Origin of the sequence: Streptomyces sp. NPDC051738, from assembly GCF_044453205.1 — a bacterium.
In the GTDB taxonomy this organism is placed as follows: domain Bacteria; phylum Actinomycetota; class Actinomycetes; order Streptomycetales; family Streptomycetaceae; genus Streptomyces.
This window is the reverse complement of the sequence record NZ_JBITCM010000015.1, coordinates 115,763-131,010: the sequence shown is the minus strand read 5'-3', so window position 1 is coordinate 131,010 and position 15,248 is coordinate 115,763. Positions and strand designations below refer to the sequence as shown.

The window sequence follows — 15,248 nt, the reverse complement described above, 5'->3', positions numbered from 1 at the left end:
AGAAGGGAACGAGGCCCAGATGAGACCAGGAGAACACGCCTCCGAGGAAGTTGGCGCAACGGCCGCTTCCGCCGGGCAGGCAGGAGCGCAGGTCGCGGTCGCGCCGGCACCCGCCGCTCAGGGGGACGACGGCAAGGCCGGTCAGCCGGGCGGCGCCGTGTGGGACCAGCCCCTGCCTTGGGCCACGCCGCAGGTCGTGGGCGAGGACCGGAGCTCCGAAGAGCCCACGTCCTCCCAGGCCGCCGAGTCGCCCGCGGCCGAGGCAGGCCCGGCAGCACAGGCGGCCGCCGTCCGCGAGGAGGGCGGAGACGAGGCGAAGGGCGAGGCGGAGAGCGACGCGGAGCAGAGCGCGGAGCAGAGCGCGGAGATCGCGGCGAGCACCGAGGCCGCCGCCGCCAACGACTCCTCCGTCGCACTGTGGCAGGCCGCTGCCGCCGACCAGCAGCGCGGTGCGCACGCGGCGCCGACTCCCGTGGGGGCCACCGGCGTGGCCGGCCACGCCGTCTCCAAGTGGCTGCTCGGCGCGGCCGTCGCGGTCGGCGGTCTGGTCGCGGCCGCGGGAGCGGTCAAGGGAATGAGTTCGCCACCCGCCGCGACGGCCAAGGAGAAGCCGGAGCCGATTCTGGCTCCCGGCCAGGGCCTCGACGAGGACGGCAGCCCGACGCCGAGTTCGACTCCGACGACGCCTGAGAAGAAGCGCGCCGCTGGGGCCGGGAAGGCGGCCGCGCCTGCTGCCGCCGCGGCGGCCCACGTCCCCGGCACTCCCACCCCCACGCCGACGCACACCTCCGAGGGCGCCTCCCAGCGGGCGGGCGCCAAGGCCTCGGTGGCCGGGCAGAGCAGCTATGTCTCCGTCCAGACCGCCCTGAAGTCCCCGAACGACTACTGGAGCCAGAGCTCCGTCACCGTCACGACCACCAAGAAGGTCACCGCGCTCAAGGTCGTTCTGCATGTGGCGCAGACCGGTGGCGTGGCGAACACGGGTGTCTGGACGTCGCTCGGTGACCAGGTCACGGTGCACACCGGAAAGGCCTCGGACGGAGGAGCGGACTACGTCGTGGTGCTCAACGAGGGCATCACGCTCAACGCGGGAACGTACGTCTTCCAGTTCGGGTACAACCACGACAAGGGCGCCCGTGAGACGGTCCATGACATATGGGGCGTGGTGACCACGGCCGTCGGTGACAGCGCCGAGGTGTACCGGAACGGACGTTACTGACGTCACCTCGGTCCAGGCCCGCCCAGGCCTGCCCGAACAGTGCGAGTGCCCGTCCAGGCCGGCCTGGACGGGCACTTGCATGAGGGCGTCGAAGCCGACCCCTCAACAGGCACCGGCGGCGCACGCCGTCAGCCACTCGTCGAAGTCGGCGTCGTAACGGGTGCCGATGTCGGAGGTGTAGACGGCGTAGCCACCCTCGTAGTCCCCGACGCGGAAGCGGGCCAGCATGCGCTGGATGTCCGCCGGGTGTCGCTCGACCATGTACCGGACCGCGAGGTAGCCCCACGGGTAGGTGCGGGTCACGTCGCTGTTGGCGTACGTGTTCTGGAACAGCGTGCTCAGCCGGTACGTGTGCCTGCCCGCCTCCGTGACGGCCTGGTCGTAGGTGATGCGCCGGTAGCCGTAGGAGACGTACTCGGCGACGCCCTCGATCCACCAGACGTCCGGCACCGACGTCTGCTGCCCGAAGTCGCCCTTCAGGTTGTAGCGGGCGTCGAGGTAGTGCGTGTACTCGTGGTTGAGGTTCCAGATCCGGGCGGCGTGTCCGGTGTCCTGGCTCTTCTGGTACATGACCGCGAAGGGTTTGTTGGCGGGGTCCGTCGGGTCGCCGATCACGGTCATGCCACCGTTGTCCGTGTTGATGCCGAAGATCGCTCCGGCGTACGTCCGGTAGTCCTGAGCGCTGGCGAAGACGGCGAGGTCGAGGGTCGACAGGTACTGGCCCGGGATGGGTCCGTCGTCCTTGACGACGTCGTGGACGTATGCGTCCTGGCCCAGCACGCTGGCGCACGCCGCGGCGAGGTCGGCCGAGGTGAGCGACTGGGCGTGGATCGTGCGCGTGGTGTCGCAGTCGTGGGTGATCGGCAGGGCCGCGCGCGTGAGTTGGCCGGTCAGGTCGCAGACGCCGTAGTAGGCGCAGTCGGCCCGGTCGTAGGCGTCGGCCTGCGTCGCCACGGCCACCCAGAGGCCTGCCGTGGGTCCGGTGATGCGGGACGAGTCCAGGAGGTCCTTGGCCTGAGGGCGGACCGTGGGCCGCAATTCGGCGTGCTCGACGTAACGGGCCAGGTTCATCCCGGCGTTGGAGGTCAGGTAGGCGTGGTCGGTGCCGAGCAGGTCGAGGTGGGCCAGCGCGAAGGCGTGCAGGGTCCGGGTGACGGACGGGTCGGCGGTGACCGCCTTGACGTACTCCGGGTTCCAGTTGCCGCGCCACAGCGGGGTGTGGACGGCGTTGACGGCCGCCAGCATGCTGCGGATGCCGTCGTAGGAGCTGTCGTAGTCCTGCAAGGTCCGCTGGTAGACGCCGAGATAGCGGGCCTGCTGGTCGGCGCTGTCGGTCAGGACGACGACCTCGCCCAGCACGTCGCCGTTCTCGGCGGTGACGTCCCTGGAGTGCGGGCGGGCGAAGAAGGTGTCGAGGCCGATGGTGGTGGCGCGGGCGAGCGATGTGCCGTAAGGGCCCACGTCGTCCGGGTAGTTGGACTGCACGTAGTACCCGGCGCGCAGGAACAGCACGAGTTGCAGCACCTGGGACGAGTTGTCGCCGTCGTAGGTCTGGGCCGTGCTCGTGAACGCCTGCGCGACGGTGATCATCTGGGGCTCGCGGAAGACGGCGTGGGCGTCCGAACCCGTCACCGCGAACAGGGTGTTGACGCATTCGGTGGTCGACGCCTTCACGAACGTCACGAGTTCCGCGCCGTTCCGCCCGCCGAAGTCACCCGGACTGCACGCCTTCGCCTTGGCGGCGGCTCCCTTGGGCGGCGGGTCCTGGGCGGGCGTCGGTGTCAGGGGCGGGAGTCGGTCCGGGGTGAGTGCCTGCTTCTGTACGGCGGTACGGGCGGCGGGGTCGGTGAGCGAGGCGGTCGGCGGTGGGGGTGGGGTCGTCGTGCGGGGCGTGGTCACGGAGGGCGTGCCGTCCGGGCCGGCCGGTGGTGCGGCGAGCGCGGGCGTGGACAGGAGGCCGGAGAGGGTGGCGCAGACGGCGAGCGCGCCGAGCATGCGTCTGGGCAGCACGAAGCGGTAGCGCATCGGGATTCCTCCAGGGAGTTGATGCGCCTCGATACGGGTGCTGAGGCGTGTGAGGCACTGTCTCAGCGCCACCGCGCGCCAACAATGCCGTGTGACATAGCACATGGCACCGGCCGGTCATAACACCGGCCGCAGCGCCACGGCGAGGCGGCCCTACACCCCGGTCGCACTCCACGTGCGGGCGGCCCAGGTCCTCAAGTGCGGGGACTGGCCGACCAGTTCACGATAGGAGGCGGTGGCGCACTGCGTCAGCGTCTCCACCACGCCCTCGGCGACGGCGTCCCGCCGCCACGCCAGCACATAGCGGCACCACAGCGGTGTGCCGGTCAGCGGTTTGACGACGACCTGCGGGATCGGCCGCAGGGTTCCCTGGACGACGGACACACCGAGGCCGTCCGCGATCATGCCCTGCAACTGCAGCCGGTCGCCGAGGAACTCATGCACGGCCACCGGCGTGAATCCGGCCGCCGCACATGCCGTGTAGAAGACGCCCGGCCAGCCGGCCCCGTCGTCCGGCGTCACGAACCAGGCCTCCTCGGCGAGATCGACGAGCGCGACCTGGGCGCGGTGCCGGAGCGGATGCCGGGCCGGCATGGCCACGAAGTTCGGCTCGGTGACGATGCCGCGATGGGCCACCGCATCGGAGTGCTCCAGCTCCCGTCCGGGGTAGTCCGCGGCGATCGCCGCGTCCACGGCCCCCTCCTCCAGGAGTTCGACGATGCGCGAGGAGGCGTACACACTGCTCACCGCGAGCGACACATCCGGCAGCCGGGCACGGAGCCTGGACACCATGCCGGCCAGCACCGGGGAGTTGGTCGCCGCCACGCGCAGGGTCCGCCGGGCCGGCCCGGCACCGGCGGCGGGGCGGCGCCCGATCGCCTCGGCGCGGGCCAGCACGTCGCGGGCCTGCGCGAGCACCTCGACGCCGTACGGAGTCGGCCGCGCCCCCGTCGCCCTTCGCTCGAACAGCGGCTCACCGAAGTGGCCTTCGATGCGCCGGAGTTGGGTGCTCACGGCGGGCTGCGTGTACCCCAGCTCCGCCGCGGCCCGGCCCACGCTCCCCGCGTCCGCGATCGCGCACAGCACCCTCAGGTGCCGTAGCTCCAGCTCCATCCACCCCTCCAGTCCGGCAAATCACCTCAATACGGGGTATTCACGTACCCCGAGACCCTGCTTGAACGATCGTCGCACCCTGCGGTTAGCATATGAGCGCCTCCTAGCTCGAAAGATAGGCCCGTGACTGTCAACGACGACTCGTTCACCAACTGGAAGAACCGCGAGGAGATCGCGGAGTCGATGATCCCGCTCATCGGGAAGCTGCACCGGGAGCGGGACGTCACCGTCCTCCTCCACAGCCGCTCCCTGGTGAACAAGTCGGTGGTCAGCATCCTGAAGACCCACCGGTTCGCCCGGCAGATCGCCGGTGAGGAGCTCTCGGTCACCGAGACGCTGCCCTTCGTGCAGGCCCTCACCTCGCTCGACCTGGGCCCGTCGCAGATCGACATCGGCATGCTGGCCGCGACGTACAAGGCCGACGACCGCGGTCTGTCCGTGGAGGCGTTCACCGCCGAGGCCGTCGCCGGTGCCACCGGCGCCAACAAGATCGAGGGCGGCGAGGGACGCGATGTCGTCCTCTACGGCTTCGGCCGGATCGGCCGCCTGGTCGCCCGCCTGCTGATCGAGAAGTCCGGCTCGGGCAACGGCCTGCGGCTGCGCGCCATCGTGGTCCGCGGCGGCGGGGACGAGGACATCGTCAAGCGCGCCTCGCTGCTGCGCCGTGACTCCATCCACGGCCAGTTCCAGGGCACGATCACCGTCGACGAGGCGAACAGCACGATCTTCGCCAACGGCAACGCCATCAAGGTGATCTACGCGAACGACCCGTCGGAGATCGACTACACGGCGTACGGCATCAAGAACGCCATCCTGATCGACAACACCGGCAAGTGGCGCGACCGCGCGGGCCTGTCCGAGCACCTGCGCCCCGGCATCGACAAGGTCGTGCTGACCGCACCCGGCAAGGGCGACGTCCCCAACATCGTGCACGGCGTCAACCACGACACGCTCAAGCCGGACGAGCAGATCCTGTCCTGCGCCTCCTGCACCACCAACGCCATAGTGCCGCCGCTGAAGGCGATGGACGACGAGTACGGCGTGCTGCGCGGCCACGTGGAGACCGTCCACTCGTTCACCAACGACCAGAACCTGCTGGACAACTACCACAAGTCCGAGCGCCGCGGCCGGTCCGCGCCGCTGAACATGGTCATCACCGAGACGGGCGCCGCCTCCGCCGTCGCCAAGGCGCTGCCCGACCTCAAGGCGAAGATCTCCGGCAGCTCGATCCGTGTGCCGGTGCCGGACGTCTCGATCGCGATCCTCAACCTCCAGCTGGGGCGCGAGACGACCCGCGAGGAGGTCCTCGACTACCTGCGCGACGTGTCGCTGACCTCGCCGCTGCGCCGCCAGATCGACTTCATCACGGCGCCCGACGCGGTCTCCAGCGACTTCATCGGCTCGCGCCACGCCTCGATCGTGGACGCCGGCGCCCTCAAGGTCGACGGTGACAACGCGATCCTCTACCTCTGGTACGACAACGAGTTCGGCTACTCCTGCCAGGTCATCCGCGTCGTCCAGCACGTCTCCGGGGTGGAGTACCCGACCTTCCCGGGACCGGCGGTCTGATCCCGCCGACGTCGACCCGCCTGCCCACGGCGCATGTGAGGGGGCGGGCGGGTCGACGTCGCGGGCTTCGAGCCCGTGCTCAGTGGCCGCGGAACGCCTCCTCAAGCCACCAGGACCCGCGATCGGCGACCACCTTGGCGTCGATGAGCAGCGGCGCGGAGCGCGGCCCCGCGACCCAGTCCACCACTGCCTTCAGATCGGCCCGCGTCCGCACGGTCACCGCCTCGAAGCCATAGCCCCGGCCCACGGCTGCGATGTCCGTCGGAGGGAAGCGGACGGTGTCCAGCGGGTGCCCGTCGGGTCCGAAGTGGTGCACTTCGGCGCCGTACGCCTCGTCGTCGTACACGACGACCACCATCGGCAGCCCGAGCCGCCGCACCGTGTCGAGCTCGGCGGCGCCCATCAGCGCACCGCCGTCCCCGAGCGCGGCCACCGGCAGCCGGTCCGGCTGGGCCAGCGCCGCGCCGATCGTGGTCGCGAGGCCGAGGCCGATCGACTGGAAGGCCTGCGTGAAGCAGAAGCCCTTCTCGTCCGGCACCGACAGGTACGCGCTCGGGTAGCCCATGAAGTTGCCGGAGTCCACGCCGACGACCCGCTCCGCGGGCAGGATGTCGTCGAGCGCGATGCTCAGCGTCCGCGGGTCGATCCGCTCGCGCGTGCTCGTGTCCTCGTGCCGCACGTCGCGCAGGCGCGCCCGAGCCGCGATCGCCGCCCCGGTCTCCGGGCTCCGGTAGCCCTGCCGCTGCTCGCCGCCCGCGTCGAAGACCTGGCGCGCGGTGAGCCGGACGTCGCCGGTGACTCCGAGGTGGACCGGCCGGTGCGCGCCGAGTGCCGACGGGTCGTCGTCGACCTGCACGACGGTGGCGTCGGCGCCGATCAGGTGGCCGTGCCGCATCGTCCACATGTTGAGCGCGCAGCCCCAGCCGACGATCAGGTCGGCGCCCTGGATGAGTTCGGATGCCAGGGGCGAGGCGAAGCCGCCGGAGATGTCCAGTGACCAGGGGTTGCCGTGGAAGAGGCCGCGCGCGACGGTCGAGGTCGCGAGCAGGGCGCCGTACCGCTCGGCGAGTGCCTCCAGTGCCGCCCGGCTGCCGGGACCGCGTGATCCCCGGCCGGCCACGAAGACCGGCCGCCGGGACTGCCCGAGCAACTCCGCCAGGGCCGCCACGCCTTCGGCCTCCGGCTCGACGGCGGCCCGTTCCGCCGGTGGCGCCGCCTGCGCCAGGGCGCCGTCGGGGACGTCCAACGCCTGCACCGGCAGCGGGAGGTTGAGCAGGACGGTACGCCGCTCCCGCACCGCCAGCCCCACCGCCGCGCATGCCTGCTCGACGGCGTCCTCCGCCGACGTAACCCGAACCGTGACCGCCCCCACCGCGCGCGCCAACGCCTCTTGGTCGACGTAGAAGTTGGACCTGGGCTCGGTCACCTCGGCGGCGAGCACGACGAGCGGCGTACGGCTCTTGGCCGCCTCCGCGATCCCGGTCATCGCGTTGGTCAGCCCGGGACCCTGGTGCACGCTCACCACGGCGACCGTGCCGCTGGTCCGGGCGTACGCGTCGGCCATCGTCGCCGCGCCGCCCTCATGGCGTGCGGCGACGAACCGTGCCCCCGCCGCGACCATCGCGTTCGTGACGTGGAAGTTGCCCGAACCGACGACCCCGAAGACCTGGCCGACCCCGGCCGCGCACAGCGCCCGGCCGACCGCTTCCGCGACCTTCATGAGCGCTCCACCAGCGCGAGCACGCGCGCGGGGGCCCCGGAGCCGGTGACGATCGGCAGCGGTCCCGCGACGACGACGGAGCCGGTGGGCGGCAGTGCGGCGAGGTTCCGCAACTGCGTCAGGCCGTACTTGTCGCTGCCCATGAGGTAGGAGTGGCAGGGATAGGCGGGGTCGAAGGAGTGCGCGCCTCCGGCGTCCGTGCCCACCGTCTCCACGCCGAGCCCGATCACCGGTGACTCCTCGGCGACCCAGCGGGCGCACTCCGCGGACAGACCGGGGGTGTGCGGGCCGTTCTCGTCGGCGTTGAGGAACGCCTCCTGGGAGTGCGAGTGGGTGTCCCAGCCGGTGCGCAGCAGCAGCCAACCGCCTTCGGGCAAGGGGCCGTTCTCGGCTTCCCACGCCTTCACATGGTCGATCTCGACGACGAAATCGGGGTTCTTGGCCACCTCGGCGGTGAAGTCCAGCACGGCCGCCGGTGCGATCAGCCTGCCGGCCGGCACCGAGGCCACGTCGGTGAGGTCCTTGCCGGTGACCCAGTGGTTCGGGGCGTCGAAGTGGGTGCCGGTGTGCTCGCCGCTGCGGAAGTTGTTCCAATACCAGGCGGGGCCCCGGTCGTCGTACCGGCTGATCTCCTCCAGCTCGAAGACGGCGGTCTGCCCGAACTGGGGCGGCAGTTGGATCACCGGTGTCGACGACGACAAGGGCGACGTGAGGTCGACGACTTCGATCGATCCACCCCGCAGACCGGACACCAGCGCGGCAAGGACGGACGGCTCGGACATGGGCGTCTCCTCGGTCGGACGGTGCTCGCACTCACAGCATCTCAGTCCCGCCCCCACCTCTTGACGCGTCAATGACAATATGGGCTTGATGTGTGCATGGGAGCGCTCCCACCACGCTCGGGAAAGGTGGCGAGGTCACGGTGACCAACGCGGACTGGAACGGCGCCCTCGCGCCAGGTGCGAGCGCCTCGTTCGGATTCATCGCCGGTACCCCGGCAACGACCAACGCCCCGTCGGCGACTGTCACTTGCACGGCGCGCACCACGTTCTCCTGACGCATCGTCACCCCATCGAATCTTGGGAGCCGCCATGAGATCCCGCACCCGCACCGCCCCACGAGTGGCCGCCGTAGTGGCCGCCCTCCTGGGCCTGCTCCTGCCGTTACTCTCCTCCGCCACGCCCGCCCAGGCGGCCGCCACCGGCATCCACATCAGCGACGGCCGTCTGGTCGAAGGCAACGGCAACGACTTCGTCATGCGGGGCGTCAACCACGCCCACACCTGGTACCCGAACCAGACCCAGTCGCTGGCCGACATCAAGGCGCTGGGCGCCAACACCGTCCGGGTGGTCCTCGCCGACGGCCACCGCTGGACCGCGAACAGTGCCTCGGACGTGGCGAACGTCATCGCCCAGTGCAAGGCCAACCGGCTCATCTGTGTCCTGGAGGTGCACGACACCACCGGCTACGGAGAGGAGGCCGCGGCCGGGACCCTCGACCAGGCGGCCGACTACTGGATCGGCCTGAAGAGCGTGCTGGAGGGCCAGGAGAACTACGTCGTCATCAACATCGGCAACGAGCCCTGGGGCAACACCAATCCGGCCGGCTGGACCGATCCGACCATCGCCGCGATCAAGAAGCTGCGCAACGCCGGCTTCGCCCACACGATCATGGTGGACGCGCCCAACTGGGGCCAGGACTGGCAGGGCGTCATGCGGGACAACGCCAAATCCGTCTACGCCGCCGACCCCACCGGCAACCTGATCTTCTCGATCCACATGTACAGCTTCTACGACACGGCCCAGGAGATCACCGACTACCTGAACACCTTCGTCAACGCCGAACTGCCCATCCTCATCGGCGAGTTCGGAGGCCCGCCCGACCAGTACGGCGACCCGGACGAGGACACCATGATGGCCGCCGCCCAGCAGCTCCGGCTCGGCTATCTGGCCTGGTCCTGGAGCGGCAACACCGACCCGATCCTCGACCTGGCGGTCAACTTCAATGCCGACCAGCTGAGTTCCTGGGGTCAGCGCGTCTTCAACGGCGCCAACGGAATCGCCGCCACCTCGAAGGAAGCCACGATCTACGCCTCGGGCGGCGGCGACACCACTCCCCCGACCGCTCCCGGGACACCGACCGCCTCGGAGGTGACGTCGTCGTCGGTGAAGCTGGTGTGGGCCGCCGCCACCGACGCGACGGGCGTCACGGGCTATGACGTGGTGCGCATGGACGGCACGAGCGAGGTCGCGGCCATCAGTACGACCGCCGCCTCCGCCACGGTCACCGGCCTCGCCCCGGCGACCTCGTACACCTTCGCCGTCTACGCCCGCGACGCCGCCGGCAACCGCTCGCAGCGCTCGGGCACGGTGAGCGTCACGACGTCCTCCGGCGGCTCGTCCACGGCATGCGGTGTCGCCTACCGGGTGACGAATGAGTGGCCCGACGGCTTCCAGGGCGAGATCGTCCTGCGCAACACCGGCAGCTCGGCGATCAACGGCTGGACGCTGCGCTGGACCTTCCCGGACGGCCAGCGCGTCAGCAACCTGTGGGGCGGCACCGCGGCCCAGAGCGGCGCCGAGGTGAGCGTCACCTCCGTGTCGTACACGGCGTCGATCGCCCCGGCCGGTTCGGTCACCCTGGGCTTCACGGCCACCAAGAGCGGCACGAACCCCGGCCCCGCGGCCTTCACGCTCAACGACTCCGCCTGCTCACTGACTTGACCCTCGCCGGCACCCGACCTCCTTGGCGCCCTGTCGGCACAGGGCGCCAAGGAACCGCACGTCTGCACCACAGGACCGTGACAGGGACCACACAGACTCACATGTAGGGCACACGAAAGATCCGGATAAGGTGAGGCTGGCCTAATGGCCGACCCATGTATCTCCAAGGGAGCCTTGCCATGCTTCACCGGCGCCGCGGCACTGCCGCCGTCGCTCTTGCCGTCGCCGCCGCCCTGTCCCTCGCGGCCTGCGGCGGTGCCAACGACAGCGCGGACAACAAGGGTTCCGCGGCCGGAGCCGCCGACAAGAAGGACGTGGCCAAGGGCGGCAAGGACTTCGCCTCCGCCGCGAAGAAGACCGCGGCGATGGGAACCGACGCCAAGCCCGGTCAGTGGCCGCGCACCATCGAGCACGCCATGGGCGAGACGGTCATCGAGGCCCAGCCCAAGCGTGTCGTGGTCCTGGACGTCGGCGAGCTCGACAACGTCGTCTCGCTCGGCATCAAGCCGGTCGGCCTCGCCCCCACCGAGGGCTCCCCCGAGCTGCCTTCCTACCTGAAGAAGGACGCGGGCACCCCGGCGAACGTCGGCACCATCAACAACCTCAACCTGGAGGCGATCGCCGGCCTCAAGCCGGACCTGATCCTCGGCAGCCAGCTGCGCGCCGCGGACAAGTACGACGAGCTGTCCAAGATCGCGCCCACCGTCTTCTCCATCCGCCCGGGCTTCACCTGGAAGGAGAACTACCTCCTGAACGCCTCGGCCTTGGACAAGACCGCCGAGGCCAAGGCGAAGCTCGCCGCGTACGACAAGAAGGTCGACGCACTCGACGCCGAGCTCGGTGCCGACAAGCCGAGCGTGTCGATGGTGCGGTTCATGCCCGACGGCGTGATCCGGCTCTACGCCAACGCCTCGTTCATCGGCACGATCCTCAAGGACGCCGGCATCCCGCGCCCGAAGAACCAGGACATCGAGGACCTGGCCGCCGAGGTCAGCGCCGAGAACATCGACCAGGCCGACGGGGACTACATCTTCACCGGCGTGTACGGCGACCCGAAGGCCACCGACAAGTCCCGCGCCCAGGGCAACCCGCTGTGGAAGAACCTCAAGGCGGTCAAGGCCGGTCACGCGTACGACGTACCGGACGAGACCTGGTACCTGGGCCTGGGCGTCACTGCGGCCGACGAGGTCGTCGCGGACCTGGAGAAGTATTTGGCCGAGTAAGGCCAGAGCGAGCGACCGGCAAGAACGAGAAACAGCAGAAGGAACCGCATGTCCCGTGCCACCCGGCGACGCCTCGCCTGGACGGTCGCGGGCATGCTCCTGCTGCTCCTGGCCGTCCTGCTCAGCCTCGCCCTCGGCAGCCGCCAGATCGCCCCGGGCGAGGTGTTCGACGCCCTGCTGCACGGCGGCACCGGTGACAACGCGCAGGTCGTGCGCGCACTGCGCGTGCCCCGCACGGTCATCGGCGTGATGGTCGGGCTCGCCCTGGCGGTCGCCGGGGTGGTCATGCAGGGCATCACCCGCAATCCGATCGCCGAACCCGGCGTCCTCGGCGTCAGCCAGGGCGCCTCGCTGGGCGTCGTCTGCGCGATCGCGTTCCTCGGGGTTCACACGCCCGCCGGCTACGTCTGGTTCGCGTTCGCCGGTGCGGGGCTCGCCGCGGTGGCCGCCTACGCGGTGGCGGGCAGCGGACGCGGCGGCGCCTCGCCGGTCAAGCTGGCGCTGGCCGGGGCCGCGATGAACGCGTTCATCGCCTCCGTGGTCTCCGCGATCGTCACGACCGACGCCCGGGCCCTGGACGAGTTCCGCTTCTGGGACGTCGGCTCGATCGCCGGACGGGACGGTGCGATCGTCGCGCAGACCTGGCCGTTCCTGCTGGTGGGGCTGGTGCTGGTCGCCGCCGTGGCCCGGGGTCTGGACGCCCTCGCGCTCGGCGACGACGTGGCCAGGGGGCTCGGTCATCGGGTGGGCCTGGTGCGGGCCCTGGGCGCGCTCGCCGCGACCGTGCTGACCGGGGTCGCCGTCGCGGTCGCCGGTCCGATCGCGTTCGTCGGGCTCGCCGTCCCGCACATCGCGCGGGCGCTGGTGGGCGCCGACCACCGCTGGGTCCTCGCCCTGTCCGCGCTGCTGGGTCCCACGGTGATCCTGGTGTCCGACGTGCTGGGCCGTCTCGTCTTCGCGCCCTCGGAGGTGCCGGTGGCCGTGATGACCGCGTTGCTCGGCGTGCCGTTCCTGGTCGCGCTCGTACGCAGGAAGGCGACGGTGGCGACGTGACCCTGCCTCTTGAGCGAACGAGCCCCGCGCCGGGGCGGCTGCGCCCCTCCGGCTACAGCGTCGTCCGCGTCGGGGACCGCAGTTTCCTGCTGCACCGCCGGGCGGGTGCCGTCGTGGTCCTGCTTGCCGTCGTACTGGCGGCGACGGTCGTCGTGTCCCTGTGCGTCGGGGAGTCGTACGTCTCCCCGACGGAGGTCGTCCGTGTGCTGCTCGGGCAGCCGAGCCCCGACGAGCTGGTCGTCGGCACGTTGCGTCTCCCCCGCCTGGTGACGGGTCTGCTGGTCGGCGCGGCCTTCGGTGTCTCCGGTGCGCTGATCCAGTCCGTCGCGCGCAACTCCCTGGCCAGTCCCGACGTCATCGGCGTCACGCATGGTGCGGGCGCGGCGACGGTGACGGCGATGACCTTCGGGATCACGTCGTACGCCGCCCTGCCGTACGTCTCCGTCGTGGGCGGGCTCTCGGCCGCCGCGCTCGTGTACGTCTTCGCCTGGCGGGGCGGCCTGCACGCCACGCGTTTCGTCCTGGTCGGCATCGGTGTGTCGATCGCGCTGGGTTCGCTGACCCGGCTGTTCCTCACCAAGGGCGACTATCTGGTGGCCCAGCAGGCCAAGGTCTGGCTGACCGGTTCGCTCAACGGCCGGGGGTACGACCAGGCGGCGCCCCTCGCCTGGGTCCTGCTGGCGCTGGTCCCGGCCCTGCTGTGGGCGGCGTACGCCCAGCGCATGGTGTCCCTGGACGACAGCATGGCGACCGCGCTGGGCGTACGGCTCGGTCCGGTCCGGCTGGGGCTCACCGCGGTCGGGGTGGTGCTGGCGTCGGTGGCGACCGGCGCCGCGGGCCCGGTCGACTTCGTGGCGCTGCTCGCCCCGCAGATCGCCCACCGGCTGACCCGTACCGCCCAGATTCCGCTGCTCTCCTCCGCGCTCACCGGCGCCACGATCGTCCTCGTCGCGGACCTGCTGGCCCGCCGTCTGTTCTCCCCGGTCGAGCTGCCGGTGGGCGTGCTCACGGCGGCGGTCGGGGCGCCGTATCTGATGTGGCTGATCGCCCGGACCCGGGCTCGCTCGGGCAGGGGTGCCTGACCTTCGGGGCGGCCACCGGCCGCTCGGCGGATGACCTGCGGCGTGGCCGCCCATGGAGGCAACCTGTAAGAGTGCGGAAGCGTCTTCCGTGGGGAGCGGGGTGGGTCGGCCGCCTGCCGACATCAGGAACGAGGGTGGCACGATGAGTGAGAAGGCCCGGAAGCTGTTCGAGGCGCTCGACCTCGACCACAACGGGACCCTGACCCGCGCAGAGGTGATCATCGCCCTGCGCACGAAGGGCCCGTCCCTGGCCGCGTCCGGCGACCTGCCGTTCTGGGCCGTGGGAGACGAGAACGCCTCCTCCGCGTTGTTCGACGCCGCCGACCAGAACGGGGACGAGGTACTGACCCTGGAGGAGTTCACCGCCGTGATCGACCGCCGGTTCGGCTGGCACTGACGCCCGGCGTTTCCCAACACCCCGCTCGGGCGGGGATGTGGCGCGGCCCCATGCGGAGTGACTTATTCAGGTAGTGCGAATGATCTTGCCCTGACTAGGGTCGGATGCCGGTACCGGGCGACTGCCCGCGTGCCGCCGACGCAGCCGATGCAGTTCAGGCCAGAGAGTGAGCAAACAGATGCAACCGACCTTCGTCCTGGTGCACGGTGCCTTCGCGAACTCCTTCTCCTTCGCACCCCTCCAGGCCGAGCTCGGCCTCCTCGGGCACCGCTCGGTCGCGGTGGACCTGCCCGGTCACGGATTCGCGGCGACCTACCCGCGCGCCTATCAGGCGCCGCAGGATCTCGAAGGACTCGCCACCGCGCCCGGCGCGATCAAGGGCATGACGCTCGCCGACAACGCGGCGCACCTGATCGGGATCCTGGAGCGGGCCAAACGGAACGGCCCGGTGATCCTCGTCGCGCACAGCCGCGGCGGTGTCACAGCCACCGCGGCGGCCAACGCGCGACCGGACCTCATCGACCGCATCGTCTATGTCTCGGCCTGGTGCCCGGTCGCTCTCGACGTCGGCGACTACTACGCCGAGCCGGAGATGGCCACGGTCGACCCCGCCTCCCTGGCTCTCGCGATGGCCGGGAACCCGGCCGAACTCGGCCTGCTCCGCGTCAACTTCCGCACCGCGGACCCGGCAGCCCTCGCGGCGTTCAAGGAGGCCTTCTTCGCCGACGGCACCGACGACGAGTTCCTGACCTTCCTCAACACCTTCCAGCCCGACGAGAACCTGGACGTCGGCACCTCCGCCGACCGGGCGCAGGCCGCGACCTGGGGCCGTATCCCGAAGACCTATGTGCGGCTGGCCGGCGACACGAGCCTGCCGCTCGCCCTGCAGGACCGGCTGATCCGCGAGGGTGACGCGCTCACCCCGGACAACCCGTACGACGTCCGCACCCTGGAGGGCAGTCACCTGAAGTGGCTGGTCGACCCAGCACCGGCGGCGCGGGTCCTGGGCGACCTCGCCGGGCTCCTGACGGACGCGGAATGACCCGAAGAGGCCGAGGTCACAGCCATGGAGAGGGCAAGGTCACAGCCGTGCCCTCTGCTGCTCCTTTGCGCCCGCCGACTAG

At 70.8% G+C, this 15,248-nt stretch carries 13 protein-coding genes; 9 read left to right on the top strand and 4 right to left on the bottom strand.

All coding sequences use genetic code 11. The features are described from left to right. The first annotated feature begins 19 nt into the window (after window positions 1–19). The gene (locus ACIA8X_RS31405) at window positions 20–1,219 is read left to right on the top strand and encodes a hypothetical protein (protein ID WP_399459706.1); all 1,200 of its coding nucleotides are present in this window, start codon (window positions 20–22) and stop codon (window positions 1,217–1,219) included. A 102-nt stretch (window positions 1,220–1,321) separates the two neighbouring features. Here the strand turns inward: ACIA8X_RS31405 and ACIA8X_RS31400 are convergent, their stop codons facing one another. Together ACIA8X_RS31400 and ACIA8X_RS31395 are read right to left on the bottom strand one after the other, a co-directional pair. Beyond that, window positions 1,322–3,244 carry a collagenase gene (locus ACIA8X_RS31400; RefSeq protein ID WP_399459705.1) on the bottom strand — a complete coding sequence of 641 codons (1,923 nt, stop codon included), beginning with the start codon at window positions 3,242–3,244 and terminating at the stop codon, window positions 1,322–1,324. 153 nt (window positions 3,245–3,397) lie between these two features. Then, entirely contained in the window at window positions 3,398–4,357 is a 960-nt protein-coding gene (locus tag ACIA8X_RS31395) for a LysR family transcriptional regulator (RefSeq protein ID WP_393444145.1), read from the bottom strand. Between the two features lie 123 nt (window positions 4,358–4,480). Here ACIA8X_RS31395 and ACIA8X_RS31390 point away from each other — a divergent pair, with 123 nt between their 5' ends. Then, window positions 4,481–5,926, top strand: a complete 1,446-nt coding sequence (locus ACIA8X_RS31390) for a glyceraldehyde-3-phosphate dehydrogenase (protein WP_393444147.1) — start codon at window positions 4,481–4,483, stop codon at window positions 5,924–5,926. Window positions 5,927–6,005: 79 nt separating this feature from the next. Here the strand turns inward: ACIA8X_RS31390 and ACIA8X_RS31385 are convergent, their stop codons facing one another. Next, the gene (locus tag ACIA8X_RS31385) at window positions 6,006–7,646 is read right to left on the bottom strand and encodes a thiamine pyrophosphate-binding protein (RefSeq protein WP_399459704.1); all 1,641 of its coding nucleotides are present in this window, start codon (window positions 7,644–7,646) and stop codon (window positions 6,006–6,008) included. Then, entirely contained in the window at window positions 7,643–8,428 is a 786-nt protein-coding gene (locus ACIA8X_RS31380) for a cyclase family protein (RefSeq protein ID WP_393444151.1), read from the bottom strand. The genes ACIA8X_RS31385 and ACIA8X_RS31380 overlap by 4 nt, the downstream gene beginning before the upstream one ends. Window positions 8,429–8,520: 92 nt before the next feature. Here ACIA8X_RS31380 and ACIA8X_RS31375 point away from each other — a divergent pair, with 92 nt between their 5' ends. The 7 genes from ACIA8X_RS31375 (at window position 8,521) to ACIA8X_RS31345 (ending at window position 15,166) form a co-directional block, all read left to right on the top strand. Continuing rightward, the gene (locus ACIA8X_RS31375) at window positions 8,521–8,703 is read left to right on the top strand and encodes a cellulose binding domain-containing protein (protein WP_399459703.1); all 183 of its coding nucleotides are present in this window, start codon (window positions 8,521–8,523) and stop codon (window positions 8,701–8,703) included. Between the two features lie 34 nt (window positions 8,704–8,737). After that, complete coding sequence (locus tag ACIA8X_RS31370) at window positions 8,738–10,369, top strand: cellulase family glycosylhydrolase (RefSeq protein ID WP_399459702.1); 1,632 nt, start codon at window positions 8,738–8,740, stop codon at window positions 10,367–10,369. A gap of 179 nt (window positions 10,370–10,548) precedes the next feature. After that, window positions 10,549–11,592 carry an ABC transporter substrate-binding protein gene (locus ACIA8X_RS31365; protein WP_393444158.1) on the top strand — a complete coding sequence of 348 codons (1,044 nt, stop codon included), beginning with the start codon at window positions 10,549–10,551 and terminating at the stop codon, window positions 11,590–11,592. Window positions 11,593–11,640: 48 nt separating this feature from the next. After that, the gene (locus ACIA8X_RS31360; RefSeq protein ID WP_393444160.1) at window positions 11,641–12,645 is read left to right on the top strand and encodes a FecCD family ABC transporter permease; all 1,005 of its coding nucleotides are present in this window, start codon (window positions 11,641–11,643) and stop codon (window positions 12,643–12,645) included. A gap of 2 nt (window positions 12,646–12,647) precedes the next feature. Further along, window positions 12,648–13,727 carry a FecCD family ABC transporter permease gene (locus ACIA8X_RS31355; protein WP_393444385.1) on the top strand — a complete coding sequence of 360 codons (1,080 nt, stop codon included), beginning with the start codon at window positions 12,648–12,650 and terminating at the stop codon, window positions 13,725–13,727. A 142-nt stretch (window positions 13,728–13,869) separates the two neighbouring features. Then, window positions 13,870–14,124, top strand: coding sequence for an EF-hand domain-containing protein (locus ACIA8X_RS31350; protein WP_393444162.1), 255 nt, complete (start codon window positions 13,870–13,872; stop codon window positions 14,122–14,124). A gap of 178 nt (window positions 14,125–14,302) precedes the next feature. After that, on the top strand, window positions 14,303–15,166 hold the full coding sequence (locus ACIA8X_RS31345; RefSeq protein ID WP_399459701.1) for an alpha/beta hydrolase: 864 nt from the start codon (window positions 14,303–14,305) through the stop codon (window positions 15,164–15,166). The last annotated feature ends 82 nt before the right edge of the window (window positions 15,167–15,248 follow it).

Bases quoted from the DNA above. Each gene is read 5' to 3' on its own strand.
- ACIA8X_RS31405 (WP_399459706.1), top strand. From the start codon at position 20: ATGAGACCAGGAGAACACGCCTCCGAGGAAGTTGGCGCAACGGCCGCT.
- ACIA8X_RS31400 (WP_399459705.1), bottom strand. From the start codon at position 3,244: ATGCGCTACCGCTTCGTGCTGCCCAGACGCATGCTCGGCGCGCTCGCC.
- ACIA8X_RS31395 (WP_393444145.1), bottom strand. From the start codon at position 4,357: ATGGAGCTGGAGCTACGGCACCTGAGGGTGCTGTGCGCGATCGCGGAC.
- ACIA8X_RS31385 (WP_399459704.1), bottom strand. From the start codon at position 7,646: ATGAAGGTCGCGGAAGCGGTCGGCCGGGCGCTGTGCGCGGCCGGGGTC.
- ACIA8X_RS31380 (WP_393444151.1), bottom strand. From the start codon at position 8,428: ATGTCCGAGCCGTCCGTCCTTGCCGCGCTGGTGTCCGGTCTGCGGGGT.
- ACIA8X_RS31370 (WP_399459702.1), top strand. From the start codon at position 8,738: ATGAGATCCCGCACCCGCACCGCCCCACGAGTGGCCGCCGTAGTGGCC.
- ACIA8X_RS31365 (WP_393444158.1), top strand. From the start codon at position 10,549: ATGCTTCACCGGCGCCGCGGCACTGCCGCCGTCGCTCTTGCCGTCGCC.
- ACIA8X_RS31360 (WP_393444160.1), top strand. From the start codon at position 11,641: ATGTCCCGTGCCACCCGGCGACGCCTCGCCTGGACGGTCGCGGGCATG.
- ACIA8X_RS31350 (WP_393444162.1), top strand. From the start codon at position 13,870: ATGAGTGAGAAGGCCCGGAAGCTGTTCGAGGCGCTCGACCTCGACCAC.
- ACIA8X_RS31345 (WP_399459701.1), top strand. From the start codon at position 14,303: ATGCAACCGACCTTCGTCCTGGTGCACGGTGCCTTCGCGAACTCCTTC.